The 24,088-nt window shown below is 37.3% G+C and carries 25 protein-coding genes and 4 pseudogenes; 18 read left to right on the top strand and 11 right to left on the bottom strand.

The genetic code is table 11. The features are described 5' to 3' along the window. Position 1: 1 nt before the first annotated feature. The 3 genes and pseudogenes from ACFILO_RS06125 to ACFILO_RS06115 all read left to right on the top strand — a co-directional run bounded on the left by ACFILO_RS06125 (position 2) and on the right by ACFILO_RS06115 (position 1,254). Positions 2-253: pseudogene (locus ACFILO_RS06125) on the top strand (hypothetical protein). Positions 254-656: 403 nt separating this feature from the next. After that, positions 657-935, top strand: a complete 279-nt coding sequence (locus ACFILO_RS06120; RefSeq protein ID WP_375618870.1) for a type II toxin-antitoxin system RelE/ParE family toxin — start codon at positions 657-659, stop codon at positions 933-935. A 10-nt stretch (positions 936-945) separates the two neighbouring features. Then, the gene (locus ACFILO_RS06115; protein WP_273721170.1) at positions 946-1,254 is read left to right on the top strand and encodes a HigA family addiction module antitoxin; all 309 of its coding nucleotides are present in this window, start codon (positions 946-948) and stop codon (positions 1,252-1,254) included. 75 nt (positions 1,255-1,329) lie between these two features. Here ACFILO_RS06115 and ACFILO_RS06110 read toward each other — a convergent pair whose 3' ends face one another. The 3 genes from ACFILO_RS06110 to ACFILO_RS06100 form a co-directional block, all read right to left on the bottom strand. Next, the gene (locus ACFILO_RS06110; protein WP_375677986.1) at positions 1,330-1,581 is read right to left on the bottom strand and encodes a type II toxin-antitoxin system prevent-host-death family antitoxin; all 252 of its coding nucleotides are present in this window, start codon (positions 1,579-1,581) and stop codon (positions 1,330-1,332) included. A gap of 124 nt (positions 1,582-1,705) precedes the next feature. After that, the gene (locus ACFILO_RS06105) at positions 1,706-1,984 is read right to left on the bottom strand and encodes a hypothetical protein (RefSeq protein WP_375677985.1); all 279 of its coding nucleotides are present in this window, start codon (positions 1,982-1,984) and stop codon (positions 1,706-1,708) included. Next, positions 1,981-2,736, bottom strand: a complete 756-nt coding sequence (locus tag ACFILO_RS06100) for an antA/AntB antirepressor family protein (RefSeq protein ID WP_375651430.1) — start codon at positions 2,734-2,736, stop codon at positions 1,981-1,983. Before ACFILO_RS06100 ends, ACFILO_RS06105 begins: the two co-directional genes overlap by 4 nt. A 382-nt stretch (positions 2,737-3,118) precedes the next feature. On the opposite strand from ACFILO_RS06100, the gene ACFILO_RS06095 reads away from it, so the two are divergent. From ACFILO_RS06095 to ACFILO_RS06060, 8 genes and pseudogenes are all read left to right on the top strand, one after another. Further along, positions 3,119-4,510 carry a phage tail sheath subtilisin-like domain-containing protein gene (locus ACFILO_RS06095; RefSeq protein ID WP_375677984.1) on the top strand — a complete coding sequence of 464 codons (1,392 nt, stop codon included), beginning with the start codon at positions 3,119-3,121 and terminating at the stop codon, positions 4,508-4,510. Further along, positions 4,510-5,016, top strand: a complete 507-nt coding sequence (locus ACFILO_RS06090) for a phage major tail tube protein (RefSeq protein ID WP_375641068.1) — start codon at positions 4,510-4,512, stop codon at positions 5,014-5,016. Before ACFILO_RS06095 ends, ACFILO_RS06090 begins: the two co-directional genes overlap by 1 nt. Positions 5,017-5,018: 2 nt before the next feature. Further along, entirely contained in the window at positions 5,019-5,306 is a 288-nt protein-coding gene (locus ACFILO_RS06085) for a phage tail assembly protein (protein WP_375641067.1), read from the top strand. A gap of 38 nt (positions 5,307-5,344) precedes the next feature. Then, positions 5,345-5,416, top strand: coding sequence for a GpE family phage tail protein (locus ACFILO_RS06080; RefSeq protein ID WP_081486138.1), 72 nt, complete (start codon positions 5,345-5,347; stop codon positions 5,414-5,416). Next, positions 5,413-7,541 (top strand): annotated as a pseudogene (locus tag ACFILO_RS06075) (phage tail tape measure protein). Before ACFILO_RS06080 ends, ACFILO_RS06075 begins: the two are co-directional and overlap by 4 nt. Positions 7,542-7,546: 5 nt before the next feature. Further along, the gene (locus ACFILO_RS06070) at positions 7,547-7,927 is read left to right on the top strand and encodes a phage tail protein (RefSeq protein ID WP_375637877.1); all 381 of its coding nucleotides are present in this window, start codon (positions 7,547-7,549) and stop codon (positions 7,925-7,927) included. Further along, on the top strand, positions 7,924-8,148 hold the full coding sequence (locus ACFILO_RS06065) for a tail protein X (protein ID WP_375641064.1): 225 nt from the start codon (positions 7,924-7,926) through the stop codon (positions 8,146-8,148). The genes ACFILO_RS06070 and ACFILO_RS06065 overlap by 4 nt, the downstream gene beginning before the upstream one ends. Next, entirely contained in the window at positions 8,145-9,458 is a 1,314-nt protein-coding gene (locus ACFILO_RS06060) for a phage late control D family protein (protein ID WP_375677983.1), read from the top strand. The genes ACFILO_RS06065 and ACFILO_RS06060 overlap by 4 nt, the downstream gene beginning before the upstream one ends. A gap of 92 nt (positions 9,459-9,550) precedes the next feature. Here ACFILO_RS06060 and ACFILO_RS06055 read toward each other — a convergent pair whose 3' ends face one another. Both ACFILO_RS06055 and ACFILO_RS06050 read right to left on the bottom strand, forming a co-directional pair. Continuing rightward, entirely contained in the window at positions 9,551-9,862 is a 312-nt protein-coding gene (locus ACFILO_RS06055; RefSeq protein WP_208439803.1) for a DNA-binding protein, read from the bottom strand. Positions 9,863-9,874: 12 nt separating this feature from the next. Beyond that, the gene (locus tag ACFILO_RS06050) at positions 9,875-10,198 is read right to left on the bottom strand and encodes a type II toxin-antitoxin system RelE/ParE family toxin (RefSeq protein ID WP_015857128.1); all 324 of its coding nucleotides are present in this window, start codon (positions 10,196-10,198) and stop codon (positions 9,875-9,877) included. Between the two features lie 182 nt (positions 10,199-10,380). Here ACFILO_RS06050 and ACFILO_RS06045 point away from each other — a divergent pair, with 182 nt between their 5' ends. The 4 genes from ACFILO_RS06045 (at position 10,381) to ACFILO_RS06030 (ending at position 13,920) form a co-directional block, all read left to right on the top strand. Continuing rightward, a complete protein-coding gene (locus tag ACFILO_RS06045) occupies positions 10,381-11,043 on the top strand; it encodes a lysozyme (protein ID WP_375677982.1) in 663 nt (220 codons plus the stop codon). Beyond that, positions 11,040-11,267 carry a hypothetical protein gene (locus tag ACFILO_RS06040; protein ID WP_375677981.1) on the top strand — a complete coding sequence of 76 codons (228 nt, stop codon included), beginning with the start codon at positions 11,040-11,042 and terminating at the stop codon, positions 11,265-11,267. The genes ACFILO_RS06045 and ACFILO_RS06040 overlap by 4 nt, the downstream gene beginning before the upstream one ends. 131 nt (positions 11,268-11,398) lie before the next feature. Then, positions 11,399-11,611, top strand: coding sequence for a hypothetical protein (locus tag ACFILO_RS06035; RefSeq protein ID WP_015856478.1), 213 nt, complete (start codon positions 11,399-11,401; stop codon positions 11,609-11,611). Positions 11,612-11,877: 266 nt separating this feature from the next. Further along, on the top strand, positions 11,878-13,920 hold the full coding sequence (locus tag ACFILO_RS06030) for a hypothetical protein (protein WP_375628599.1): 2,043 nt from the start codon (positions 11,878-11,880) through the stop codon (positions 13,918-13,920). Positions 13,921-13,967: 47 nt separating this feature from the next. Here the strand turns inward: ACFILO_RS06030 and ACFILO_RS06025 are convergent, their stop codons facing one another. The 3 genes and pseudogenes from ACFILO_RS06025 to ACFILO_RS06015 all read right to left on the bottom strand — a co-directional run bounded on the left by ACFILO_RS06025 (position 13,968) and on the right by ACFILO_RS06015 (position 16,429). Continuing rightward, positions 13,968-14,498, bottom strand: coding sequence for an antA/AntB antirepressor family protein (locus ACFILO_RS06025; protein ID WP_375677980.1), 531 nt, complete (start codon positions 14,496-14,498; stop codon positions 13,968-13,970). A 275-nt stretch (positions 14,499-14,773) separates the two neighbouring features. After that, positions 14,774-15,931 carry a tyrosine-type recombinase/integrase gene (locus ACFILO_RS06020; protein ID WP_375677979.1) on the bottom strand — a complete coding sequence of 386 codons (1,158 nt, stop codon included), beginning with the start codon at positions 15,929-15,931 and terminating at the stop codon, positions 14,774-14,776. 296 nt (positions 15,932-16,227) lie between these two features. Next, positions 16,228-16,429, bottom strand: a pseudogene (locus tag ACFILO_RS06015) (helix-turn-helix transcriptional regulator). A 1,027-nt stretch (positions 16,430-17,456) separates the two neighbouring features. Between ACFILO_RS06015 and ACFILO_RS06010 the strand changes: the two are divergent. Together ACFILO_RS06010 and ACFILO_RS06005 are read left to right on the top strand one after the other, a co-directional pair. Beyond that, complete coding sequence (locus tag ACFILO_RS06010; protein WP_375612387.1) at positions 17,457-18,119, top strand: lysozyme; 663 nt, start codon at positions 17,457-17,459, stop codon at positions 18,117-18,119. After that, positions 18,116-18,343 (top strand): hypothetical protein, encoded by a 228-nt coding sequence (locus ACFILO_RS06005; RefSeq protein ID WP_375612386.1) that lies wholly within the window; start codon positions 18,116-18,118, stop codon positions 18,341-18,343. The genes ACFILO_RS06010 and ACFILO_RS06005 overlap by 4 nt, the downstream gene beginning before the upstream one ends. A 637-nt stretch (positions 18,344-18,980) precedes the next feature. On the opposite strand, the pseudogene ACFILO_RS06000 reads toward ACFILO_RS06005, so the two are convergent. Both ACFILO_RS06000 and ACFILO_RS05995 read right to left on the bottom strand, forming a co-directional pair. Next, positions 18,981-19,414, bottom strand: a pseudogene (locus ACFILO_RS06000) (integrase); the annotation flags it as partial. A 740-nt stretch (positions 19,415-20,154) separates the two neighbouring features. Continuing rightward, on the bottom strand, positions 20,155-20,484 hold the full coding sequence (locus ACFILO_RS05995) for a hypothetical protein (RefSeq protein ID WP_375632492.1): 330 nt from the start codon (positions 20,482-20,484) through the stop codon (positions 20,155-20,157). Positions 20,485-20,826: 342 nt separating this feature from the next. On the opposite strand from ACFILO_RS05995, the gene ACFILO_RS05990 reads away from it, so the two are divergent. After that, complete coding sequence (locus ACFILO_RS05990; RefSeq protein ID WP_375612384.1) at positions 20,827-20,952, top strand: hypothetical protein; 126 nt, start codon at positions 20,827-20,829, stop codon at positions 20,950-20,952. Between the two features lie 1,149 nt (positions 20,953-22,101). On the opposite strand, the gene lldD is transcribed toward ACFILO_RS05990, so the two are convergent. Beyond that, a complete protein-coding gene (gene lldD, locus ACFILO_RS05985; protein ID WP_375632491.1) occupies positions 22,102-23,253 on the bottom strand; it encodes an FMN-dependent L-lactate dehydrogenase LldD in 1,152 nt (383 codons plus the stop codon). Between the last annotated feature and the right edge of the window lie 835 nt (positions 23,254-24,088).

Raw genomic sequence — 24,088 nt, 5'->3', positions numbered from 1 at the left:
TATGAAATATGCAGTTGTTGAAAATGGTGTGGTAACAAATATTATTGTAGCCTCAGAAGACTATGTCCATGCCTTTGATGGTGAAGCTATCCCCTCAAGCGAAGCGCAGATCGGCTGAACTTATAAGGATGGAGTGTTCTCTCCTCCTATTGTTGATGAAAACACAAAACAGCTCTCATCTACTGAAATGGCAGAAATAGACACACCCGTAGAGCTCATAGAAGAACCACAAGAGAAAGATAATCAAATCTAGGCGATAAGGCTTGTATGATTTTCTTTCTTTAAAGCCCTTTTTTACTGACAGTGTCAGGCTTATGAGAGAGTGTAGATGATTGTTATGGTCTCTTCATTAATTTGGAGAGCAAAATGACAATAGAATTTAAACTTCGTATTCACTTTATTAAGAATGGCAAGGGATCTAAGTTTTTAGCAATATTTGATCAGACAGCCGTCGGTATGGTCGTAAAATCCTTGATGTTAACGTGCAAATTTATCCCCTCCATGCACTTATTCTTCTCTTTACGCATGAGGTGGAGAAAAGAAAAACAAGTCTAGACGATAAGGGTTTCTAATGGGATGTTACTGTTTTTCCCATTTTAGCACTTATAATGTAAGCTATTTGTTGACATTAACAGTATTTTACGCTATATAAAAGAATGATTAAAACGTTTAAAAGCAAAACATTGGCAGAATTATTCAAAACGGGAAATTCATCCAAGATTGATAAGAAACTTGTAAAACGTATCATGGTTCGTCTTGATCGTTTAGATATTTCTGAAAGACCAGAAGATATGAATCTTCCAGGATTCAACTTTCATTCTTTGATTGGATATTCACCCACTCGTTACACTGTCCACGTTAACGGACCATGGTGTATTACCTTTGAATTTGACTCATGTAATGCTTACCGTGTTGATCTTGAACAATATCACTAAGGATACAGTTATGAATGACATTCCTGCACAAAGAGATAAAAACCGTTGTCCTACTCATCCAGGAGAAGTTTTAGCAGAAATTATTCCTGAAACAGGCAAAACAAAATCAGAAATTGCGCAGATGCTTGGTATATCACGCCAACATCTCTACGATATTCTGAACGCAAAAAAACCTGTTTCTCCTGCTATTTCCGCTTGTCTTGGCAAAATGTTTGGTGATGGAGCTGCTATATGGTTACGTATGCAAGCTAATTATGACGCTTGGCATGCTGAACGTGAAACAAATGTTAGCAAAGTTCCAACACTTCACGCTGTTTGATCTCTTCCTCACTCTCAAGGGATAATGTTTTATGGAATACTGGATAAATAATAATATTGAACAACATCCCCTGCTTTAAACATGTTCATCACTATTCAAAATGTCATCTAAACCACGATCTAAATCATCTAATATATTTTGAGGTGCATCTACATAAACAAAAGATTGTGCACCAGAACGCGCTTTTATTAATTCATGATATAAATCAACAGGAAGCATAATGATTTTTTCACGCCCTCGCTTTGTCAAAGCTACAGGTGTAGACATAGCCTCGTCTAAAATATCGCCTGCCCCGCGGTTTACATCTGTAAAACTATATTTTTTCATATGCACATTCTATCTTTAATGTATAATACGTATTATACGTATAATGTGTATTATGTGAAGATATTTTATACTGTTAACCACCTCCCCGCCTAAAAGACGAGGAGATAAAATCATGTTTTTAAAGTTAAGCAGCTTTCTTAACAGAATTTTTCAAACTCGGATCGTAAGCTTTCAACAAAGGCTCCATAATAGAAGGAGGTTTTAAAGATCCAAAATTTGTAATCATTGCCAGAACTCTGAGTGCGTTTGGTGATTCATCTTGAAGTTTTAAAATCAAAGCTTTTTCTATTGCATCCATGGTCTCAATGAGAGCATTAAAAGCTTTATCTTCGACATCATCACGATCAGAAAACTGAAACAATGCCATCCATAAATCGCACAAAAAATCGATACTGCTATTCATTGCACACCTCCATGGATTTGCTCTCTTAAACATGCTAATCCTCTGGAGGTAATTTTTGTTGAAGGGAGTACCTTTTCTGTACCATCCGGTCTTTGAATAGTGATAGCAGGGCAGTCCATGAATCCTTTCTTGATCTTATCCTGATAAGGTAACAGAGGCGCCCCTGGAGCACGCCGATACACCCAATCATGTTTACGCAAATAATCCGTTAAGTCCTTTGGTCGTACCTCTAACATCTTTGCTGCTTCGATAAGACCAAACAGACCATCAGAACGCTTTAAGCCTTCTAAAGCTTCTGCTTTTGGAGTCAATTCAGCAATAGTGTTATCCTTTTGCTCGATTTGACTTTGTAAGTGATTCAAAACACCAAGTAATGCTTCGGGTTTGGAATAATCAACTTGTGGAGCGGCTATCTGTGGTGTCACTACTTGTTTCAAAAGCCGTTCACATTTGATAAAGTATAAACGAGCTTCTCTACCTTTCTTATTATTTTCAAGCATAGAGAGCTCTTTGGCTACGCTTAAGGTAAGGTGATAATCTTTAGAGGGACGACCACCTTGAAGGTTTTCCCCAAAATTGGTGAAAACTAAATAATCCTGATTTTCTAATAAATTATATTTGTTTATGCGATATTTAATCCAAGTAGAGAAATCTTTACCTACTTCTAAAAACGCATGCAAATCACGCGCGTTTACCGTTTGAACAGTTTCCTGATCAATTATTTGTTCCAATATTGGAATAAGAGTGTTCATGAGAACTCCTTATCGTTAAATGTTTTTGATTGACACTCTACGAAGAGTGCCGGGTGCTCAAAAACACGGCGATAAGTCCGTCGTTATGCTTTCCCCCAAAGGGTATTGTATAGCGTAACCACACCCGACAAGCCATTTATATGCTATACGCATATAATGAGTCAAAGCTTTTAATCTGCGGAAAAAAGACTGTTTCGGCAATCCACCCGCTTATCGTCAAGGTGTTTTTGAGGCACCTGATTCGAAAATACACATTGCATAAATAATGTCAAGCTATTTTCGATAATTTTTTATCATTATGCCAGTCTAACAAATACAGCAATCACCCCCTCATTTTTTTCCCATTCATTTCATTAGCCAATATTTCAAAGGAGCATAAAATATGGCAACAGGTTTTTTACACGGTGTTGAAGTTGTCGAGGTTGACGATGGTACACGTCCTCTTCGCGCAGTACAATCCGCTGTTATCGGAGTTATTGGCACAGCACCATATGCCGACGAAAAAGCATTCCCCCTTAACACGCCGGTTTTGGTTACCGGTTCACTTTCACAAGCAGCTAAACTGGATACAACAGGGAGGGGTGAAGGCACATTACCCAATGCCGTTGATCTTATTTTTAAGCAAGTGGGCGCCATCGTTGTTGTTGTGCGAGTAGAAGAAGGTAAAGATGAAAACGAAACATTAACCAATGTTTTGGGCGGTGTAAACGCAGATGGTGCTTATGAAGGGGTTCATGCTTTTATTGGAGCACAATCACTTCTTGGACAAACACCACGCATTCTGATTGCTCCAGGCTTTACACATAAACGTCCTACCGTTGTTAGTCGTATTGATGTAATAAATCAAGGCAGCGATTATACCCAAGCAAGCGTTAAAATTGAAGGTAATGCAAAAGCAGAAGCTTCCATGCATGGTGGGAAAGTAAATTATATTCACATGACTGACAATGGCACTGATTATCACACCGCCCCAAATGTGACGATTGAAGGAGATGGCACTGGTGCGACAGCTAAAGCCGAGATCAGCACAACCTCTAATCCAGTAGCGGCAGAACTCATTGGCATTGCAGAGCGTCTGCGTGCTATTATGGTGCTTGATGCACCCAACACAACAGATGAAGCCGCTCTTAGCACAGCAAAGGATTTTGATTCAAAGCGCGCCATCATAGTTGACCCTTTTGTAAAAGTGAATCGTGATGGAAAGATCATAGAACAGCCAGCAAGTGCAGCGGTTGCTGGTGTCATTGCTAAAACTGATTTTACACACGGTTTTTGGCATTCCCCTTCAAACAAAGTGATCAATGGCATTGTTGGTATTACGCGCCCCATTGATTTTTCCATTGGTGATCGATCAAGCCGCGCTAACCTTCTTAACGAACAAAACATCACAACAATTATCCGCGAAAATGGTTATCGTCTTTGGGGTAATCGCACCCTTTCAAGTGATACAAAATTTGCTTTCTTATCGGTGGTGAGAACCGCAGATATGATCAATGACGCCATTTTGCGCGGACATCTATGGGCTGTCGACCGCAATATCAAAAAGACCTACATGAATGATGTCAGTGAAAGCGTCAATGCCTATTTGCGTGATTTAAAAGCACAAGGCGCCATTCTTGGTGGGCGCTGTACGCCTGATCTAGAGCTTAATACAGCAAGCGCTATTGAAAGTGGAAAAGTCTATTTCAATGTGGAATTTACCCCCACAACACCCGCAGAACACATCACGTTCCGTTCACAAATCATCAATGATTACCTAGAGGAGATCTTTTAATGACCGTACCCGTATTACCAAGAGTTTTGAAGTATTTTAACATTTTTGTCGACGGTATTCCCTATCAAGCAAAATGTGAAAGTGTCACCCTACCGAATTTGAGTTTGGTCGTTGAAAGTTATCGCGGTGGTGGCATGGATAGCTCTATTGAAGTTGACCTTGGTCTTGAAACCCTCACACTTAGCATGACCATTTCTGATTGCTCTCCAGAATTGATGGCACTGTTGGGGCGCACAGATGTCGACATTTCATTACGAAGTTCAATGCAAGCGCAAGGCACACCCGCAGAAGGTGTTGTCATTACCATGAGAGGACTTTGCAAAGGCTTTGAAATGGCAGAATGGCAACCGGGCAGCAAAGCAACTTCTACGGCTACATTCACATTGCAGTATTTCAAATATGTCCAGAAGGACGTTGAAATCGTTGAGATAGACGTCCTCAACTTGGTGAGAAAATTCAATGGCGTCAATCAACTCGCAGACCATAAAAACAATATAGGATTATAAAAATGACCGTCCAAACAAGCATTACACATAAATTATTGATACCCATTGCCTTTGAAGGAAAAGAGCACACCACAATTACCTTACGGCGCCCCAAAACAAAAGATTTGCAAGCAATCGACAAAAAAGAAGGCGTAGAGCAAACAATTGCTATGATCGCACGTCTTTCTGAATGGCCGCATGAAGCGGTTGGAGAACTCGATATTAATGACTTGTCGAGCATTGGAGAGATTTTGGAGTCTTTTATCAAGCGGCGGGATACCTCGACTGGGAAACCGCCGCTAAACTCATAGCCGATATTACCATTGTGTTCCATTGGTCCCTTTCAAAGATGATGGAAATGGAACCGCAAGAACTCATATTCTGGCGAAATCAAGCAGCAGAAAGGTATAAGACAAAATGAGTGAAAAAGTTGCTGATGCAAAGGTAAAATTGTCTCTTGAAGACAAACTCACCGCACCTCTCAAACATCTTCAAAAAAAATTCGATACATTGTCAAAAACACTCTCACATAGTTTGGGTATTCCGCGCTTTTCTGCTGCTGTCAAAAACATGACAAAAAGCCTTCATGGCGTTCAAAGTGCTCTTGGAGTGGCGGCAAGCCGTGCTTCGGTCTTTACTGGTGTCTTGGGGCTTGCTGGTGGTGGTCTTGTGGCAAGTGTAGCCGCCCTCACCATGAAAACCATGCATCTGGGCGATAGTCTTTATCACGCATCACACCATTTAAATATGAGTGTTGCATCACTTCAATTATGGGGTGATGCAGCCGATAATTCAGGCACTTCTGCCGAACTTTTTCAACAATCCTTAGCGGTTTTAAATAGGCGTTCGGCACAAGCCTATGCCGGACAAAAAAGAGGCATGATGGGCTTTGAAGCACTTGGCATTTCTGTCAAAAACACTTCTGGAAAACTCAAATCCACTTCTGTCTTGTTAGAAGAAATTACCGACAAGATGAGTAAGATGAAAAGCCAAGCACAAAGACAGCATATTGCCGCTCTGCTGTTTGGGGGCGATGGTAAAGAAATGGCGACCATGCTTGCGGCATGGCACCCATTAAAGAACTGTTTGCAAAGGCGCGGAAAGGAAAATGGCTGATAGGTGCCGATGTGGCACGCTATGCAGCAGATTTGAGTGACAAGCTTGGTGCCTTTAAGAAAAAAATAGGCGGTATCGCGAGCTTTATTGGCGCGCGTTTCATGCCCGTGATCAATGACATGATTGACGGTTTTTCTCGCCTGATTGATGAAAACCGCGACCTCATTCAAACAACCGTTGCGAGCTGGGCGAAAACCTTAAGAAAAGTCTTTAATGATTTGCTTAATCCTACCTCTGATTTAAGAAAAGGTATCAGTGATCTCACAGAGAGGATTAAAGTATGGTTCCAATGGCTAGAACCTCTAATTGGTGAAATAACCCTCTTTAAGGTAGGACTTGTAGCACTTGGTTCCTTCATTTTTGGTCCACTCATTGCCGCATTAGCCGCAGCGGGAGCAGCGTTTGTCACGCTTGGCTATACTATAATGACCACACCTATCGGTTGGCTAATTGGGGGTATCGCGGTACTTGCCGCACTCTATAAATATTGGGATGAACTCAATGGCTGGGTAGCTGCATCTTTAGCCGCGGTTGGAGCAGTTCTTACCGGAGCATTCATTGCGGCAATGGTACCGGCAGCTTCTGCAGTTGCGGGTCTTGCACTATCTCTTGTAGCTTCACTCATTCCAGCAATAACTGCCGTTAGTTCTGCTTTTATATCGCTTGGTATCGCAATCATGACCACACCTATCGGCTGGATCGCTGGCGGCATTGCAGCCCTTGTTGGAGTTGGATATCTGCTCTACAAAAATTGGGATACGGTAGTAAGCTTCATAAGCAACTTGTGGAATTCTTTTGCGAGCTTATGTAGTAACGTTTTCAATAACCTCTTGACGCTCTTTAAAAACTTTTCACCACTTTCTTGGATTTCGAAAAAAATCAATGAACTCATTGAATGGCTGTTTGGTGTCGATTTAATGGAAATAGGCTCCAATCTTATTAATGGGCTTTGGGAGGGCATCAAAAGCAAATGGGATGATCTGTATAACGGTTTTGGCAATATGATGAAGAAATTAACCAGTTGGATGCCTAATTGGGTGAAAGAAAAGTTAGGGTTTAATGTTTCAATAGACAAGACTTCAACGCAGACCATTAAAACCTTTACCGAAGAAACCAATACACAGGCAAAAAGAATGCTGGATACAGCAGTGGTTACAAATACCCCACCTGAAAAACGCAAGAGTGGTTTTAATACAAGTGTCGTTGAAACAGGACAAATGCAGGCAACAAATAAAGTAGGTGCCTTTAAAGCTCCAAAGCCAATTACGGTTCATAAGCCCGTTGAAGTAGACGCCCGTGTAACCATTACAAATCTAAATATTTCCGTCCCCAATGGTCTCAAGGACGAAATCAGAGACGCTGTCAATCAAGCACTTGAACGCTATGCAAAACAGCAACGTTTAGCCATAGCCTCTAGCCTTTCGGATTAAATACCATGATGTTAGCTTTGGGTGGTTTTATTTTTTCGATTGAAACAGCAGCTTACCAAACACTTGATATGTCTTATGGAGTTCCATGGGTAGAGCAAGGGCGATTGGGGAGAAAGGCTGCTCTTCAATTGCCTGCTGTTGCAAATGCGGAATTTTCTTTAGCAGGCGTAATTTATCCAGATTTCAAAGGTGGTCACAGACAGCTCGAATATTTGCGACAAATAGCGCATATGGGACCTCACATTCTTGTGACCGGTCAAGGCAAAATCTTAGGTAAGTTTGTCATTCTTTCCGTAGAGGAAAAGCAAAGTGTTTTTCATCATAACGGCACCCCAAAAAAACAAGAATTTACAATAAAATTGAGAGAATATGGTGAAGAGCTATGAGTGATCTTTACATGACCAAAGATGGTGATATGGTTGATGCCATTTGCTGGAAATACTATGCCAAAGGTCAACAAGCCCTTGCTGTTGAACGCGTTTATGCAGCAAATTTTGGTCTTGCAGACTATGGACCCATTTTAAAAGCAGGAATCACAATCGTTTTGCCAACCCTCCCCTATCCTAAAGCCACACCGGTAATCAGAATTTGGGGCAGTCAATCATGAAACCTTTTTGCACGGTTCTGGCAAATGGAGAAGACATCACCAAAACTCTTATGGATTATGTTTTGTCGATTGAAATTACCGATGAAGCAGAAAACAAAAGTGATCGTATCACTATAGAGCTTGATGACCGTGCGCGTGACAGTGATAACGGCTTTCTTGATATTCCTCTCATCGGGACAGTTATTTCCATAACACTTGGCTATGAAGGCGGGAAAAACCGCGATATGGGAGCCTATCTGATAGACGAAATTTCTGTAAGCAGCCCACCGCAAAGCTTAAGTGTTACAGGACGCGCCGCATCAATGAACACGTCTTACAGAACCCCAAAAAGCCAATCCTACCACCAGAAAACCCTTGGCAGTATTGTTCAAGAGATAGCAGAGCGTAATGGCTATACACCAAAGGTTGATCCTTCTCTTGCAAAAATCGTTATGCGTCACATTGACCAAACAGCTGAAAGCGATATGGCTTTTGCCGCACGCCTTGCAGAAGAATATGATGCGGTAGCAAAGCCCGTTGATGGCAAACTTGTGCTCGCCAAACGGGGTGAAGGCAAAGCCATCACCGGTGAAACACTCCCTATTGTTGTTATTCATGAGAAACATTGCACCTCTTGGGATTTTAAATACAGCGCACGAGATGAAGCAGGTGCAGCCAATGGCTTAGAAACGGATGTGGGGGACGATCAAAAAGCTGCAGCTGATGCACGAGAACCAGAAGAGATTGATGATGATGAAAACTTTATCCATATGGATGACAATGACAGAGCAACACCATCATCATCTGAATCGGAAAAAGCAGAAACAACACCTGAGAAAGAAGAGGAAGACAAAGAGAAAAAAGGCGGTGTTCTCGCAACCTATCATGATATCCGCAGTGGTGAAAAAAAAGAAGTCAAAGTTGGCAAAGCACCGTTTCATGAACTCAAATATACCTACCATAACCAATCAGAGGCTGTTGCAGCCATTGCTGCTTATCGCAATAAATCATCACGCGGTAAGTCTTCTTTCTCATGTGATATCGGAGGTAATCCGTTTGTACAAGCAGAAGCAAAGCTTGTTCAAGAGCCCCCTTTCCGCCCCTATATTCCAGCAGAATGGCGCATCAAAAGTGTTAAACACAAACTTGATAAAACAGGTGGATATACAACAAAAATAGAATGCGAACTTTTTGATGAAGCCCAAGAAGACACAGCTGGAAACGTTGCAAACACCACACCAGACAAGGATGATACCCTTGATCCAAACGCCCCACCAGACGCATGCGACGAAGGCGAAGGCGTCATCCATATGGATGAAGAGGATACATGATAGGTTATAAACTAGATGTAGAGCCCCTCATTAAAAATGATTGCTTAAATACCTCCCTTCCCCATCTTTAAAGGTGGGGAGTGGAACTAAAGTTACACGTGTGGAACTGGTCGTTCAAGAGGCTGTACAGCCAAACGAAACCCCATGGTACGCAGTAAAGCATTCAAGCTGCGGAACTCTGGATTACCTTTTTCTGAAAGTGTACGGTAAAGTTGTGTTGGGTTCAAGTTGGCTGCTTTAGCTACAGCTTGAACACCACCATAAGCTTTGGCCATTTGGCGTAGAGTTACAAGCAGCTCACCCTGATCACCATCTGCTAGGATTGCATCAAGGGTAGCTGCTGCCAACTCAGGATCATCACGGAATATTTCTGCCATTGCATCATCATGGTTACGGTCTTTCATTTTTGCACTCCTTTAATCTTCACGGTTTTGCCAATCACGCCAGCAAGCACATGCACGAGTGATATCAGTCTCTTGTGTTTTTTTGCTGCCACCGCATAATAGCAACAATACGGTCTTTCCAGATTGGACATAATAAACTCGGTAGCCAGGACCAACATTAATACGCAATTCATGAACACCCTCACGAAGCGGCTTGAAATCGCCAAAGTTTCCCTGCTCTAAACGATTAAGGCGGCGAATAATTGCAGTTTTAGCCTGCATATCACGGAGCTTTCGCAGCCAATCAGCTATCAAGTCTTTGCCATCAGAAGTAAGGTAGTGACGTATTTCAAACATGATGTATATTCGTTTATAAACGAATATTTGTCAAGAAAGAAATTAAAAGTTGAGAAAAAATCTTCTTTTATTCCAATGAAAAAGTGACATGAAGCTTAACCAAGCTATCTTTCCGAATGAAAAAGATGTCAATTTTTTAATCCAGCTCTGCTTTTTGCGGAGCTTTTTTTATGGAGAAGCATATGCGAAAAATATCATCAGAAGGACTAGCACTTATCAAACAATGGGAAGGTTTGCGTTTGAACGCCTATAAAGATGCCATTGGGGTGTGGACAATAGGTTATGGACATACAAACAGTGCTGGAAAACCTTTTATTTACGAAGGCATGACAATCACTGAAAAGCAAGCAGAAGAACTTCTTTGCCAAGACTTAAGACAATTTGAAAACGTCGTTGAACGCGCTGTTACAGTTTCATTAACAGATGAACAATTCGCGGCGTTAGTGTCGTTTTGCTATAATGTAGGAACAGGAGCCTTTTGTAACTCGACACTGTTAAAAAAGCTCAATCAAGGTGAATATGAAGCTGTCCCTGCCGAGCTACAGAAATGGACCAAAGCAGGTGGGAAGCGTCTTGAAGGTCTCGCACACCGGCGTGCGGCAGAAACAGGCTTATGGGCAAAAGGGGCTTATGTTTCTTCTAATTATCAAACAGTAGAAACGCAAGCACCAACGGGGGTTTTCAAAGCAGAAGCACTTGCACCGATTATTGGTTCTTTTTCTGGGCTTGGTGGTTTGTTAGCAGGCAATGGACCAATCCAATGGGCTTTGGCAACCATTATGGTTTTAGCCGCATGTGCTGGTATTTTCTTTGTTGCTAAACGCTTTCAGGAGCATCGTCTATGATCTTATGGATAAAAAAAAATCTGATGCTAACAGGTGCGGCTTTAGCCGCTTTTTTTATTGCATTAGCAAGAGCTTTTACTCTTGGGAAAAAAGCAGAGCAACAAAAGCAAACAGAAAAAGCTTTAAAAGCAGCCACAACACGTCTGGAGGTGGAAAGTGAAGTTAATCAAAAAAGTGATGCTGATGTGCGTGCTGCTCTCTCTGATTGGTTGCGCGACAAATAAATATGCTTCTTCTTGTGTTGGCTGGTTGCCAATTTATTTAAGCCGGAAAGATCTGAACACCATCAGTTCAAACTTAGCAAGAGAGATCTTAAAGCACAATAATCTAGGTGAACGCTTGTGTGGGTGGAAACATGGCTAGAAAAAAAACACAAGACGATATAGAGCTTACAGAAGCAGAAAAAGAAATACTTCAAGAAATCATCATGACCTACAAAAGTGTAAAAGTGATGTCTCGTTATACGAAATGGATTGTACTCATTATACTCTTATTAGCGCTTGATTTTTCACGTATTATGGATGCGTTTGTAAGTATTTTTACACAAAAACCAAATATCCGACTCTAAACATACTCTGAGACGCGCGAAATTCTTTAGAAAATGGATTCTTAAATTTTCTCGTCTCATGGAGACGATAGACAATGTCTTCTTCCATTTAAAACAGTGGATTTCAAAGAATTAATCTTTGAATTAATTGTTTCATGAATTTAAAGCTTCTAATAAACTGTATTTGATATGAACAGCTTCGAAATTTTAATCCTTTAAGGATGAAGAGGAAGTCAAATCTTTGTAAAACGACACAATTGATTGTCTTTTATAGATTAGAGTGGATAATGAGAACAAATTTAAGTGGCCGCGTAAGAAATACATCTTTACCAGAAAATCATGCTCTACTGCCTCTTTTTGAAGCAGTTGTAAATTCTATTCATTCCATTGAAGAAATAGGAAATGATTTTTCCTCACGCTACATTATAGTTTCAGTCATAAGATCGAAGCAAGCTTCACTACCACTTGAAAAAGATACTGAAAAACGAAACAAAACACAAATTATAGGTTTTAAAGTAATCGATAATGGTACAGGCTTTAATGATTATAATTTTCAATCATTTGAAACTTTAGACTCAGATCATAAAATAAAAAAAGGTTGCCATGGTATAGGACGACTTTTATGGCTTAAAGCTTTTGATAATATAAAAATCCGGAGTATTTATGAAACAGATAGAGGATTAAAAGGGCGTGAATTCTTATTCGACGCTGTTCAAGGTATAAAAGCATTACACGAATTTCAAGATAATTGTACAAAGAGAGAAACTGTTGTTGAGTTAACAGGTCTACAACAAAAATATAAAAATCATATTCCTAAAAAGCTACAATCTATTGCAAAAGCACTCTTAGAACATTGTCTCTGGTATTTTGCAAGAACCGGTAGTTGTCCCTCTATAACTATTGAAGATGACTCAGAAAAGATATTATTGAATGATCTATATGAACAATGCATGCATGGAGCCGTTTTTAATGAAAAAATAATAATAGAAAAGTATAACTTTTCTATTATGCATCTTAAATTTAGGTCCTTACCTTTAGAAAACCAGGCTTTATATTTTTGTGCCGCCAACAGAGTTATCACAAAAGAAGGATTATCTCATAACGTTCCTGGTATTCATGCAAAACTGCAAGATGATATAGGTGAATTTATCTACTCTTGCTACGTAAGCTCTCCTTTTTTGGATGAAAGAGTACGTGCTGAAAGAATAGGCTTTGATATTCAAGAAAATACTGAAGGGTTACTAGAGAAGGTAGAGATATCATTTGATAAAATACGGAAAGCTGTAGTCCCTAGTATTCAAAAATACTTAGATAAAGAATTAAAGCAAAACATTCAAAACAGTAAGAAAATAATTGAAAAATTCGTAGCTGAAAAAGCACCACGTTACCGTACAGTTCTAAAACATTTAACTGAAAATGACTACATAGCGTCTCCCTCAAGCTCTGACCAAAGCTTAGAGCTTCTCCTTCATAAACATCTTACTAAATTAGAAGAAAAGGCTTTAAAAGAAGGTCATGATATTTTGCAAGCTGAACAAAACGCAAATTATGAAGAATACTTAAGTAAAGTTAGCGCATATGTAGAAACTGTAAATGATCTTAATCGCTCTGATCTAATAGGTTACTTATGCCACAGAAAAGTTATCTTAGATCTTCTAGAAAAGGCTTTAAAGAAAAGCGATAAAGGCTACGCTAAAGAAAATATTATTCACAAACTCATAATGCCAATGAAGTGTGATTCCAATGACATTTCTATGGATAATTGTAATTTATGGTTAATAGATGAAAAGTTAGTTTTTCATGATTATTTAGCTTCTGACATCTCATTGAAAGCAATGCCTATTACAGGTTCTACAGAAGATAAAAGACCTGATATATGTGCCTTAAATGTATACGACACCCCTATATACGACAATCCTATTTTAATATCAGACGAAGAGCCTATGAAATTGGCATCTCTTTTTATAATAGAAATTAAACGCCCAATGAGAGATGATGCACAATCGGGAGATAAAACAGATCCTATTAAACAAGTGTTTGATTATCTAGACGAAATTAGAAAAGGTAAAGTACAAACATTCGATGGTCGTCCTATAAAAGACTCTCTTGATATACCTGGTTATTGTTATATTATCTGTGATTTAACTGATAGTATAAGGAAATGTTGCAAAAACTCGAATTTAAGAATAACAGGTGATAACATGGGGTATTTTGGATATAACGAGAATTATAAAGCTTATATAGAAGTGATTTCATTTGACAAGCTTATAGATAATGCCAAGAAAAGGCATCGGTTATTTTTCGATAAGATGAATTTGCCAATAAAATGATTTCTCCCTCCCCACTTTTGAAATGGGGAGATGAATCGTGTTTTAAACTAAGCCGCTTTCACAACAGATCTTGCTAGAACGCGCTTGGCTTCTTTTGTAACTGATTTGTAATGATCAAGCTCTTTTTCGATTTCATCTATTTTTAAAAGACAACCAAAGATAATACCCATGATTTTAGGATAATTTGTCAAAACATATTGGCGAAGATAGTTAAAATCATCAAAGCATGTATCATTATCATAATCAACAGCTTGGGTTCTCAGTTTCTTTTCACATTCAATAAAGTAACGGCGTGCTTGACGTCCTTTCTCATTGCGTTCAACCATGGAAAGTTCTTTCGCCATGTCTAAGGTGAGGTGATATTCTATGCTTGGACGACCGCCTTTAGGTTTTACTCTTTTTTGAGTAAAACTCACAAAGTCTTGATTTTCTTGAAAAGAATATTCTTCAATCCGTCGTGAAATCCAATCGTTGAAGCGTATATTAACGTCTAAAAACGTATGTAACTCACGCGCGTTAACGGTTTGAACAGTTTCCTGATCAATGATTTGTTCCGTAATTTCTATAAGAGTGTTCATAGCGAACTCCTAGTTGTTAGATGTTTTTCATTGACACTTTTTATAAAAATGCCGGGTGCTGAAAAACACGGCAACTAGCCCGTCGTTATGCTTTCCCCGTAAAGGGTATTATATGGCATAACCACACCCGACAAAGCTATTATATGCTTCTAGCATACAATGAGTCAAAGCTTTTAAATTGCGGAAGATCAGTTATTTCGGCAACCAATCCGCTAGTTGTTTTAAGGTGTTTTTCAAGCACCTCATTCGACAATAGACACATTGTTATAATCCTGTCAAGCCTCTCCTGATATAAAAGACGCCCACTGCTCTAAAAGAACATGTCGCTGTTCTAAAAAATCCGTTCGCATATAAGCTTTTGTCACTGAACTCCCAACTGAATGGGCAAGAACAGTTTCGGCAATTTCAAACGGTGTTGACGTTGTCTCTGCTATCCAATCCCGTAAGCTTGAACGAAAACCATGGGGACGATAAGTTAAGCCGCAAACTGTCATATATTTTGCCATGCTTGCATCAGAAATTGGCTTGCCGGTAAGACCAGAAAAGAGAAAACCTTTTTTCTCAAAAGGGAGAGATTTTTCAATTACTTTCAAAGCTTCACGACTTAATGGCACGCGAAAATCTGAAACTTTCCCTACAATACCTTTCATGTTTTCTTTTGGTATCGTCCATATATTTTTGTCAATTTGTTCAAGGCGTAAATAGCGCAATGGATATGACCGTGCTCCTGTCAAAATCAATAACTTCAGTGCTAAATTTGAAAGGATCTTATCATCCAAGCTTTGATAAAATGCCGGAACCTCTTGCCATGGCATAGCAGGAATATTTGTTGATGTCGCACGTGGTTTTCCTAAAAGCGCGCGTGCCTTCATACAAGCCTGTAGATCAACATCTAAACCAAGAGCCGCAGCATATTTCAAACAAATATTGATACGGTTAAGTGCTTTTCGCGCTGTGTCTGCTTTTTCATGCCAAAGGGGTGCGAGAACATTGCGAATGATATTGGCTGTTAATTTTTCTATAGGTAAATTACCAATGTGTGGAATCACGTGCAACTCTAGTGGAGAAAACCAGCGGCCGTTTTTACCTTCATTTTTCAACTCTGCTTTTTTGCTTTCAAAAGCCGCTTTTGCAATTTTTTGAAAAATATTGCTTTGCTGTTTTAAAATAGTCTGTTCTCGAAAGACAATAGGATCATTGCCTTCTTTAAGAATATCACTATAATATCTTGTAAGCTCACGCGCTTCTTTTAAAGAGAGTTTCGTAACAGGACCAAGTCCCATTTCACGGCGCTTATTGTGGTGCGTATAGCGAAAAAACCAAGAGCGTGTATTGTCTTTTCGAACATTCAACCACAACCCTGCCCCGTCACAATATTTACCCTGCGGAGACGTCTTTACGAATGATGCTGATAACCGATGAATCGCCCTCACTTAACGTCCCCTCTCGTCCACCTTTTCAAGCATTGCTCGTCCACCTTTTTGGGTCCACCTTTTAGACCACCTTTAATTTCTGATTTGAGATTTTTTCTTTAATACTTACTTTTTTTATTGAATCATAAAAAGCTATAGACATCAATACGCCCTTACACATCTTTATATACTTTGAATCTTGTTGCTAAGCCCCTGCTTGCCGCATGCGGCACCATTTTATTTCTTAAACATATTGAAATATATATTTTTTTAATTATCTGTTTGAAGACCACCTTCTAGGGTTTATACAATTTTATCTAATCTGTTGTTATTTGCTCCGTATTTTTCTCTGGAGTAAATGCTAAAACCTCTTTCTTTCTCCACCTCACTGCTCTCCCTAGCTTATATGGCTCCGGCCCCCCTCTGAAGCACCCAATTGCGAATCGTTGTTGTGGATATACTAAAAAGCTGTGCACACTCACGTATTGTTACATATCTATTGCCATCATCAAATATCATCTCATTGCCTTTTTATTTTTTATGTTATGTGAATGGGCTGGGATGCTAGGAGGAGAGAGCTTCCTATATTGTCAAGCAGCTTTTTGTCAAAATCTTTTGTGTCTCTTGTGCTATTGCCTCTAAAAAGATTTCAATAGCTTGATTGATTTGTTTAAGAGGCTGCTGGAAACGTAGCCAATACAACACCAGACAAAGATGATACCATTGGACCCGAACGCCCTACCAAATGCTTCATATGAAAAAGAAAATATATGAAACCGAACTAATTGTTCAAATTTATTACAGTACAATATTCTTAAAAAAACTATCAAATATCATTGGTCTATATATTGAATATGCTCCACTAATATATTGTTTCAGTTGGAAACAGACTGTAAGAGAGGAGAAATATCCGTTATGTTTTTTATGTAACAGTTTATTTAAAATCCTTCATAAAGGTATTTTTTAATGAAATTAAGCAATTAGGGGAAAAAACAAAGAATAATTAAATTAACTATAGATTTTTTTATTAAATATGTATAACACGTTATGTATATGTTTTATTGATTCTAAGATACTTTTTAGATATATAATGTTAAATTATAATGTTTTTTTGTTTTTATAAAAAAATTCTGTGGTGCAATTTATGACTTTTGAAATTACTTAAAAATCAACACCTAATTATTTCATTAATTATTATGTCTCTTATTTTTTGTTAAAAATGCTTTTTGTTATTGGAATTATTGAAGTTTTTTCAAGTAAAGTTCTTCTAAATCATTCTGGATCAACTGTAAGAATTTATGAGTGAAATCTATCTGATTATAAATGGAATTATTATAAAGTTATTGTCTTTAGATGGAGATCAATTGCTGCAAAATGAATAGTATTTAGCATAATCTTTATTCAAAAAAATGATATAGATCTTAAAATAATCCACTATGGATGTTTTGAATTTATTATGCCCTTTCGCTGTTCTGTTCTTAAAAATGAGTAGATGTAAGTTTTTAATTCATATCCTGCTTTGTGTAGTTTTTTATAGGTAAAAATAATGCGAAAAATATCAAAAGAAGGGCTTGTATTGATTAAGCAATTGGAAGGCTTGCGTTTATCAGCTTATGAAGATTCTGGTGGTGTCTGGACAATTGGTTATGGACATACAAGTGCTGCTGGTGCCCCAAGCGTTCACAAAGATATGCAAATTACGGAAAAAGAAGCTGAAAAAATCCTTTGTCAGGACTTGAGGGAGTATGAAGCTGTTGTTGAAAAAGCCGTTACCGTTCCTTTAAACGATGAACAATTCGCGGCATTAGTATCATTTTGCTATAATGTAGGAATCACAGCATTTCGCAGTTCTACACTTTTAAAAAAGCTTAATAAAGGTGAATATGAAGCGATACCAACCGAATTGCAAAAATGGACAAGAGTGGGAGGAAAACGTATCCAAGGTCTTGTCAATCGCCGAGCAACCGAAGCAGGATTGTGGGCAAAAGGAGCTCATGTTGCCCCCAATTATCATGTAGTAGAACCAGAAGGCGTAACAGGTATTTGCAAAGTAGAAGCTCTTGCACCAATCATAGGTTCTTTTTCAGGGCTTGGAGGTCTTTTTGCAGGAAATGGTCCTGTTCAATGGGTTCTAGCAGGCATTATGGTTTTAGCCGCTTGTACGGCTATGATATACATTGCTAAACGTTTTCAGGAACACCGTCTATGATTTTATGGATAAAAAAATATCTGACAATGACGTCAGCGCTCATAGCAGCTTTTCTTATAGCTTTAGTCAAAGCCTTTTTTCTTGGGAAAAAAGTTGAGAAGCAAAAGCAAACAAAAGAAGATTTCAAGATAGCGACAACACGGCTTGAGGTAGAAAATGAAATTAATAAGAAAAGTGATGCTGATGTGCGCACTAAGCTTTCTAGCTGGTTGCGCGACCAATGAACGAACTTCTTGTATTGGATGGCTGCCAATTTATTTGAATCGACAAGATATCAATGTCATTAGTCCAAATTTGGCGAGAGATATTTTAAAACATAACGAACAAGGTGAACGTTTATGTGGTTGGAGAGATAAACGGAAAATAAAGTGATAAAAATATAATTCCTCTGAAACATCAATCAATGAAAAGATTTGAAAGAGGTGGATACATTCAGATTAAAAGTAAAAGCACTTAAAGGATTAAAACACTCTGGTGGTCGATTAGATTTAATTAGAGTAACTGAGGTGTCTGAATTGAAACTAAAGGATTCAACAGATTATGTTTGTGTAAAATGATTGAGTCTATTGATGTATTCTAAGGGCATCTTTGTTATCCTATCAAAAGAAGATGAGAAAAGATTTTATGGATTGCACTACTATCGTCGTTCAAAGAACTGATCATACACAAAGGCTCTGTTTTCAACAAAAATAACATCTAGGAGCTGGCATGCTTGAAGAAAAGAAATCTACGGAGCTATATAATGAATAATGGTAAGGCTTTTATGTGATTTGTAAATGACGTTGCTTCAGCTTCCTAATTATAATAATGATGTTGACGATAAGGCAAATACTTTCGCACTGTATCTGCTTTTTCATGCTAAAGTGGCGGGAAAACATTGTGAATGATCTTGGCTGTTAATTTTTCTATAGGTAAATTCCCTATGTGGGAAATGACATGCAACTCCAGTCGAGAAAACCAGCAACCATTTTTGCTTTTATTTTTTAACTTAGCTTTTTTACTTTCAAAAGTCGCCTAGCAATTTCTTGAAAAATATTGCTTTACTATTTTAAGATAATTTTTTTCTGAAATAAAATCCTTCTTTTAAAATATTACGGTAATATCTTGCAAACTCATGTACTGCTTTTAGAGAAAGTTTGTAATAAGACCGTGCCTTTCACGGCTTTTATTGTGATGTGTATAACGGAAAAATTAAGAGTGCGTATTATCTTTTCGAACATTCAACTACAATCTTATTTCATCACAATATTTATCTTGAGAAGATACTTTTACAAAGATACTGATAATCTATAAATCGCTCTCCCCTAATTCACCTTCTCGCTCATCCTTCCATGCATTGCCCGTCCACCTTTTAAACCTCCTTAAATTTTTGATATAAAATTTTTTCTTTAATTTTTATTTTTTATTGAATCATAAAAATGATATGTCTCAATCTTACCTCTATGCATCTTTATACGCTTTGATTCTTGTTTCTAAAGCCCAGATTGCCTACATATCGTACTGTTTTTATATTTAATATATATTTTTAGATTTATTCCTAACTTGTTAGAAAAGTTGCTATATTTTGATAGAAATATCTTCTACCAGTTCACTTTTTTCAAAAGATTCTGAAAGGATTCTCAAAAAGTCTGCAAAGTTAAAGACTATTTAATACGTATTGTTTCTTTTTTAGAAATCAAAATTGGTGATGCCCCATTCCTTACCAGCAATTGTGCTATTTGCAGAGCAATCTGTATAAGATGGTGTAACCTCTTTTATAAAGTTAACTAAAGTTTTTTGAATTTCTAGCATATTGTTTAAAGACAAAAAACTCCCTCTTATTATGCAAGCAGCTTAGACATCGGCTGATAATCCTCCCGCTTATAAAAATCCTTTCTTTAATAACCTTCAAAACCACAATTAAAGTGCTGAAAGATAAAACAAGATTTTTAGGCGATCATAACGCACAATAAAATCAGACCAGTCTAAATGTTCAATGCTAACACCTGCTAAACAGTGGAAAATAAGTTTTAGCACGCATTCAAATTGGAAGGGCTTAAGCCCCCCGCGTGCTACGATGGTTTTCTACTCTCATCGTACGATTTACATTCCCTCTAAAACTTAATCGCTGTAAATATAAAAATCTTGAAGCCCGTTCTAAATCCGTGAGAGTTTCTGGATCTTGCTGTATTAAACGTTGAAATTCCTCACAACTGCTCATCTGAAATGCTAAATTTTTCATAAAAGGACGATAGTGGCGTTGTAACATCCCTAAAAAGTTTACGACATAACCTGAGAGATTATTGCTGATTTCAGGAGATAGAATCAATTTCTGTTCAAAGAAAATATCACTCATACCAACAAAAAGGTTTAGTCTACATGCCATGAGGAATGTCCTCAAATAATTTTGATATTTTTTTGATCAAATTTCTTTTGTTACCAATATCAGCAGCAACTGGTGTGGAATTAACAGAATGATAATTTTTTATCTTAAAATGTATCCATCATTTTTTACATTCTTTCATCTATCTTAGCCTTCTTTTCACAGCTTCAAATGATAAAAAGTAACTGCAATGTTAAGTCGTTTTGCATCGAACAAATTTCTCGCAAACTATCCCTATTGGCTAGATGACAATCCATCCTCTATTTAAAGAGAGAAAAACTTTTCTTTTTTATTCAGCGATAAAGTAAATATTATCCAATTACTTACGAGTAGAAATTCGATCAAATGGAAACTGTAATTCTTTCTACTCTGAGTAATCTTGTACCTATTTATATAGGTTTAGGAAAGCGTGCTGTTATGAATATTCATAAAAATGCTTCAAAAATTGATATCAGCAAAACCTCTGTTTAAAAAAGGAAAAGATGTTCTCTTACTTGCTACTGAAGAAACTGTTCAGATTTGTCTTGATGTTGCTAAAGAGATTCAAAAAACATGAAGTTATCCCAACGCTTACAAGTGTGCCAACAATTCAACTTTGAGATAATAGATCAGTGCTAGAGTTATGCCAATCTCACCAATCTGTTGTTGTCTATGAAGAGCATAGTATCAAAGGAGAAGCTTTGAGATGCAATTGTTAAATCTCTTATGGAACAAAACATTCTATGCCAATTTGTATCATTAGGCCCCCCACCATCCCCATCTGCAATAAAAATGAACTGGATATTTTAACAAGTTATAAAATCAATCGAGAACGCATAAATAGTGTTAGAAATGACATACTATACAAAAAATATTCAACTGCTTCCTAATATGCTCGCCAGTTCAAAAACATCATAAATCATTGAGAAAACAAGAAAGAAAAGCACATTAATTCACGCAGTTTTGCTCTCAGTAAACGAGCTTTTTTAAAGATAGTACGGATATTTTTTTTCATTGCTTAAAAATGTACTCCATAAAAACAATATCACATCCATATAATATATTATCCAATGAACTTAATATAAATAATATATAGATTATAGAAATATTATTTATTAGATACATTTTTTATTATAATTATAGATTAAAATAAATACATATTGACATTTTTAATAATTTTATTTATACGCTATAACTAATATTATTTATATTAAAATAAAACTAAATGGATTTTATAAATTTACGTTTTATGCCAATATGGAAAAGAAGTAATTAACATATTATATTTTAATGTTTTTTATATACTAGGAGGGAAAAATGCTCACAGCATTATTTATATCTATTTTTTCTATATCAACAGTTGTTTTACCTTTAATATCAGCGCTTGTTCCTTTTTATCCGTAGAATGAGCTTTTAATAAAGTAAATAAAATATGTATGCAATGTTATTATTGTTTTTTTTCGTGTTTATTATTATTAATACTTAATATTATTGTAGTTACTGAGTATTTTCTGTGATTTTATAGAGGAGCTTATTGATCTTTTCTATTTAACTTTAACTGTCAACATATTTTTAAAATATATAATTATGCTCCTCTATAAAAAGACTTTCTTTTTCTGAAAGAAGTATAACATATTGCTTTCATTGCTTAAAAACATCTATATTTACTAAACTCTTGCGTGTAATATCTTTGATTGTCTGAGTACCAGTCAGTGTCATAGCTACCCGCATTTCATTGGCAAAAAGATCAAGGAGATGCATAACACCTTTCTTACCTGCTGCTGCAAGCGCATAAACAAAAGCACGGCCAATCATAACAGCATCCGCACCTTGTGCTATCATGCGTACAACATCAAGACCAGAACGAACACCTGAGTCCACTAAAATAGTCAAATAATCCTTTACAGCATCCGCAATTGCAGGCAACGCTCGTGTTGTTGATAATACACCATCAAGCTGACGTCCGCCGTGATTAGAAACAACAATACCATCCGCACCAAATTTTACTGCTTCTCGTGCATCTTCTGGATCAAGAATACCTTTCAAAATCATTTTTCCTTTCCAAAAATCGCGAATCCATTGTAAATCATGCCAACCAATTGATGGATCAAAATTTGCACCAAGCCAACCAACGTAATCATCCAATGCAATTTTCTTTTTGAGATAAGCAGAGACATTTCCAAGATCATGAGGGCGCCCCATAACACCAACGTTCCAAGCCCAATATGGATGAGTCAAAGCTTGTAAAAAACGACGTAAACCAGCATAAGGACCAGACATTCCCGAATGCGCATCACGATAACGTGCACCAGGAATTGGCATATCAACTGTAAAAACCAACGTGCGTACACCAGCCAACCAAGCCCGTTCTAGTGCATCACGCATGAAACCGCGATCTTTGAGAACATAAAGTTGAAACCAAAATGCACCTCCAACCGCTTCTTGCACTTCCGCAATAGGACAAACTGAAACAGAGGATAGAGTAAAAGGAATCCCTTTTGCCGCTGCGGCACGCGCTGCTTTTACCTCTCCACGACGTGCATACATGCCCGTTAGCCCAACAGGCGCAAGTACAATCGGTAAATCAAGTGTCTGATCAAAAAGCTTGATTGAAAGATCAACTTCACCAACTTGCCTTAGAATCCTTTGACGCAATGCAAGTGCTTGAAGATCTGTACAATTACGTCGCATCGTTTCTTCAGCATAAGCCCCACCATCAATATAGTGAAAAAGAAAGGGAGGAAGACGACGCTTTGCTGCCTTACGATAATCAAGTGTTGAAGAAATAATCATTGATGGCACCATTGTTCCTAAATGAAAAGAGAAAACATCCTAAAACGCATAAAAGCGAATCCATGTACCTACCTATTCGCTATTCTCCCAAAGCACTCTATTGAATAGATAGAAGCAACAGAGACTGCAACTTTCTAAAAAAACTAATTGATAAAAACAACGTCTTTATTGCTCTTATCCAAATTTAAAATCTCACAGTATGAAGTATCATTAATAACGTATCTACTCATATATTCTTCATGTGCAATTAAAATGTTATACTCTCTTTAAAGCAATCCCTCTTCGAAAGCGATTACTCCGTAGCTTAATTAGTTATAATTTAAAGTCGCTTCTCCCTCCAAAGATCCTTACATTATCAGTTATTAAGAATATAGAGTGTCATTAAGTATAAATCATAATCTCCTCCAAAAGATAAAAAATCCTTTATTAATACTGGAAATAAAGCTGTCGCATACATGCAAAAATCTTCTTATATCAATATTCAAAACTGAGATCTGTTACTTATTCATGAAAGTTTATAAAAATATATAGTGCCTAATTCACATAAAGCATAAAAACTTTTAATGTTCATACCAATAGAAACCTTCATATTTAATTGAATAATTTTCTAGCAATATTATATCTTGAGGCTATAAATGAGTTACTAAAATTAGAACAATGTTTATTGAAAATAATTGTTACTAAACTAGAGTGAAAACTTATTTATTAACTCTTAAGGATAATTTTTATACGGAATAAAATATACTGGTTATTACACTCTAGAAAAATTGAATCAATTGCAGCATCCAATCTCGCATATTTACTTTGAAAAATGAGTAGCTACTGTTATATTGAA

The organism is Bartonella sp. AP72JLCBS (assembly GCF_042195705.1).
GTDB lineage: Bacteria > Pseudomonadota > Alphaproteobacteria > Rhizobiales > Rhizobiaceae > Bartonella.
This window is presented reverse-complemented; position numbering and strand designations above follow the sequence as displayed.

Bases quoted from the DNA above. Each gene is read 5' to 3' on its own strand.
- lldD (WP_375632491.1), bottom strand. From the start codon at position 23,253: ATGATTATTTCTTCAACACTTGATTATCGTAAGGCAGCAAAGCGTCGT.
- ACFILO_RS06050 (WP_015857128.1), bottom strand. From the start codon at position 10,198: ATGTTTGAAATACGTCACTACCTTACTTCTGATGGCAAAGACTTGATA.
- ACFILO_RS06100 (WP_375651430.1), bottom strand. From the start codon at position 2,736: ATGAACACTCTTATTCCAATATTGGAACAAATAATTGATCAGGAAACT.
- ACFILO_RS06045 (WP_375677982.1), top strand. From the start codon at position 10,381: ATGCGAAAAATATCATCAGAAGGACTAGCACTTATCAAACAATGGGAA.
- ACFILO_RS06035 (WP_015856478.1), top strand. From the start codon at position 11,399: ATGGCTAGAAAAAAAACACAAGACGATATAGAGCTTACAGAAGCAGAA.
- ACFILO_RS06060 (WP_375677983.1), top strand. From the start codon at position 8,145: ATGAAACCTTTTTGCACGGTTCTGGCAAATGGAGAAGACATCACCAAA.
- ACFILO_RS06095 (WP_375677984.1), top strand. From the start codon at position 3,119: ATGGCAACAGGTTTTTTACACGGTGTTGAAGTTGTCGAGGTTGACGAT.
- ACFILO_RS06005 (WP_375612386.1), top strand. From the start codon at position 18,116: ATGATTTTATGGATAAAAAAATATCTGACAATGACGTCAGCGCTCATA.
- ACFILO_RS06085 (WP_375641067.1), top strand. From the start codon at position 5,019: ATGACCGTCCAAACAAGCATTACACATAAATTATTGATACCCATTGCC.
- ACFILO_RS06025 (WP_375677980.1), bottom strand. From the start codon at position 14,498: ATGAACACTCTTATAGAAATTACGGAACAAATCATTGATCAGGAAACT.
- ACFILO_RS06010 (WP_375612387.1), top strand. From the start codon at position 17,457: ATGCGAAAAATATCAAAAGAAGGGCTTGTATTGATTAAGCAATTGGAA.
- ACFILO_RS06090 (WP_375641068.1), top strand. From the start codon at position 4,510: ATGACCGTACCCGTATTACCAAGAGTTTTGAAGTATTTTAACATTTTT.
- ACFILO_RS06065 (WP_375641064.1), top strand. From the start codon at position 7,924: ATGAGTGATCTTTACATGACCAAAGATGGTGATATGGTTGATGCCATT.
- ACFILO_RS06030 (WP_375628599.1), top strand. From the start codon at position 11,878: ATGAGAACAAATTTAAGTGGCCGCGTAAGAAATACATCTTTACCAGAA.
- ACFILO_RS05990 (WP_375612384.1), top strand. From the start codon at position 20,827: ATGGAAACTGTAATTCTTTCTACTCTGAGTAATCTTGTACCTATTTAT.
- ACFILO_RS05995 (WP_375632492.1), bottom strand. From the start codon at position 20,484: ATGGCATGTAGACTAAACCTTTTTGTTGGTATGAGTGATATTTTCTTT.
- ACFILO_RS06055 (WP_208439803.1), bottom strand. From the start codon at position 9,862: ATGAAAGACCGTAACCATGATGATGCAATGGCAGAAATATTCCGTGAT.
- ACFILO_RS06120 (WP_375618870.1), top strand. From the start codon at position 657: ATGATTAAAACGTTTAAAAGCAAAACATTGGCAGAATTATTCAAAACG.
- ACFILO_RS06105 (WP_375677985.1), bottom strand. From the start codon at position 1,984: ATGAATAGCAGTATCGATTTTTTGTGCGATTTATGGATGGCATTGTTT.
- ACFILO_RS06110 (WP_375677986.1), bottom strand. From the start codon at position 1,581: ATGAAAAAATATAGTTTTACAGATGTAAACCGCGGGGCAGGCGATATT.
- ACFILO_RS06070 (WP_375637877.1), top strand. From the start codon at position 7,547: ATGATGTTAGCTTTGGGTGGTTTTATTTTTTCGATTGAAACAGCAGCT.
- ACFILO_RS06115 (WP_273721170.1), top strand. From the start codon at position 946: ATGAATGACATTCCTGCACAAAGAGATAAAAACCGTTGTCCTACTCAT.
- ACFILO_RS06040 (WP_375677981.1), top strand. From the start codon at position 11,040: ATGATCTTATGGATAAAAAAAAATCTGATGCTAACAGGTGCGGCTTTA.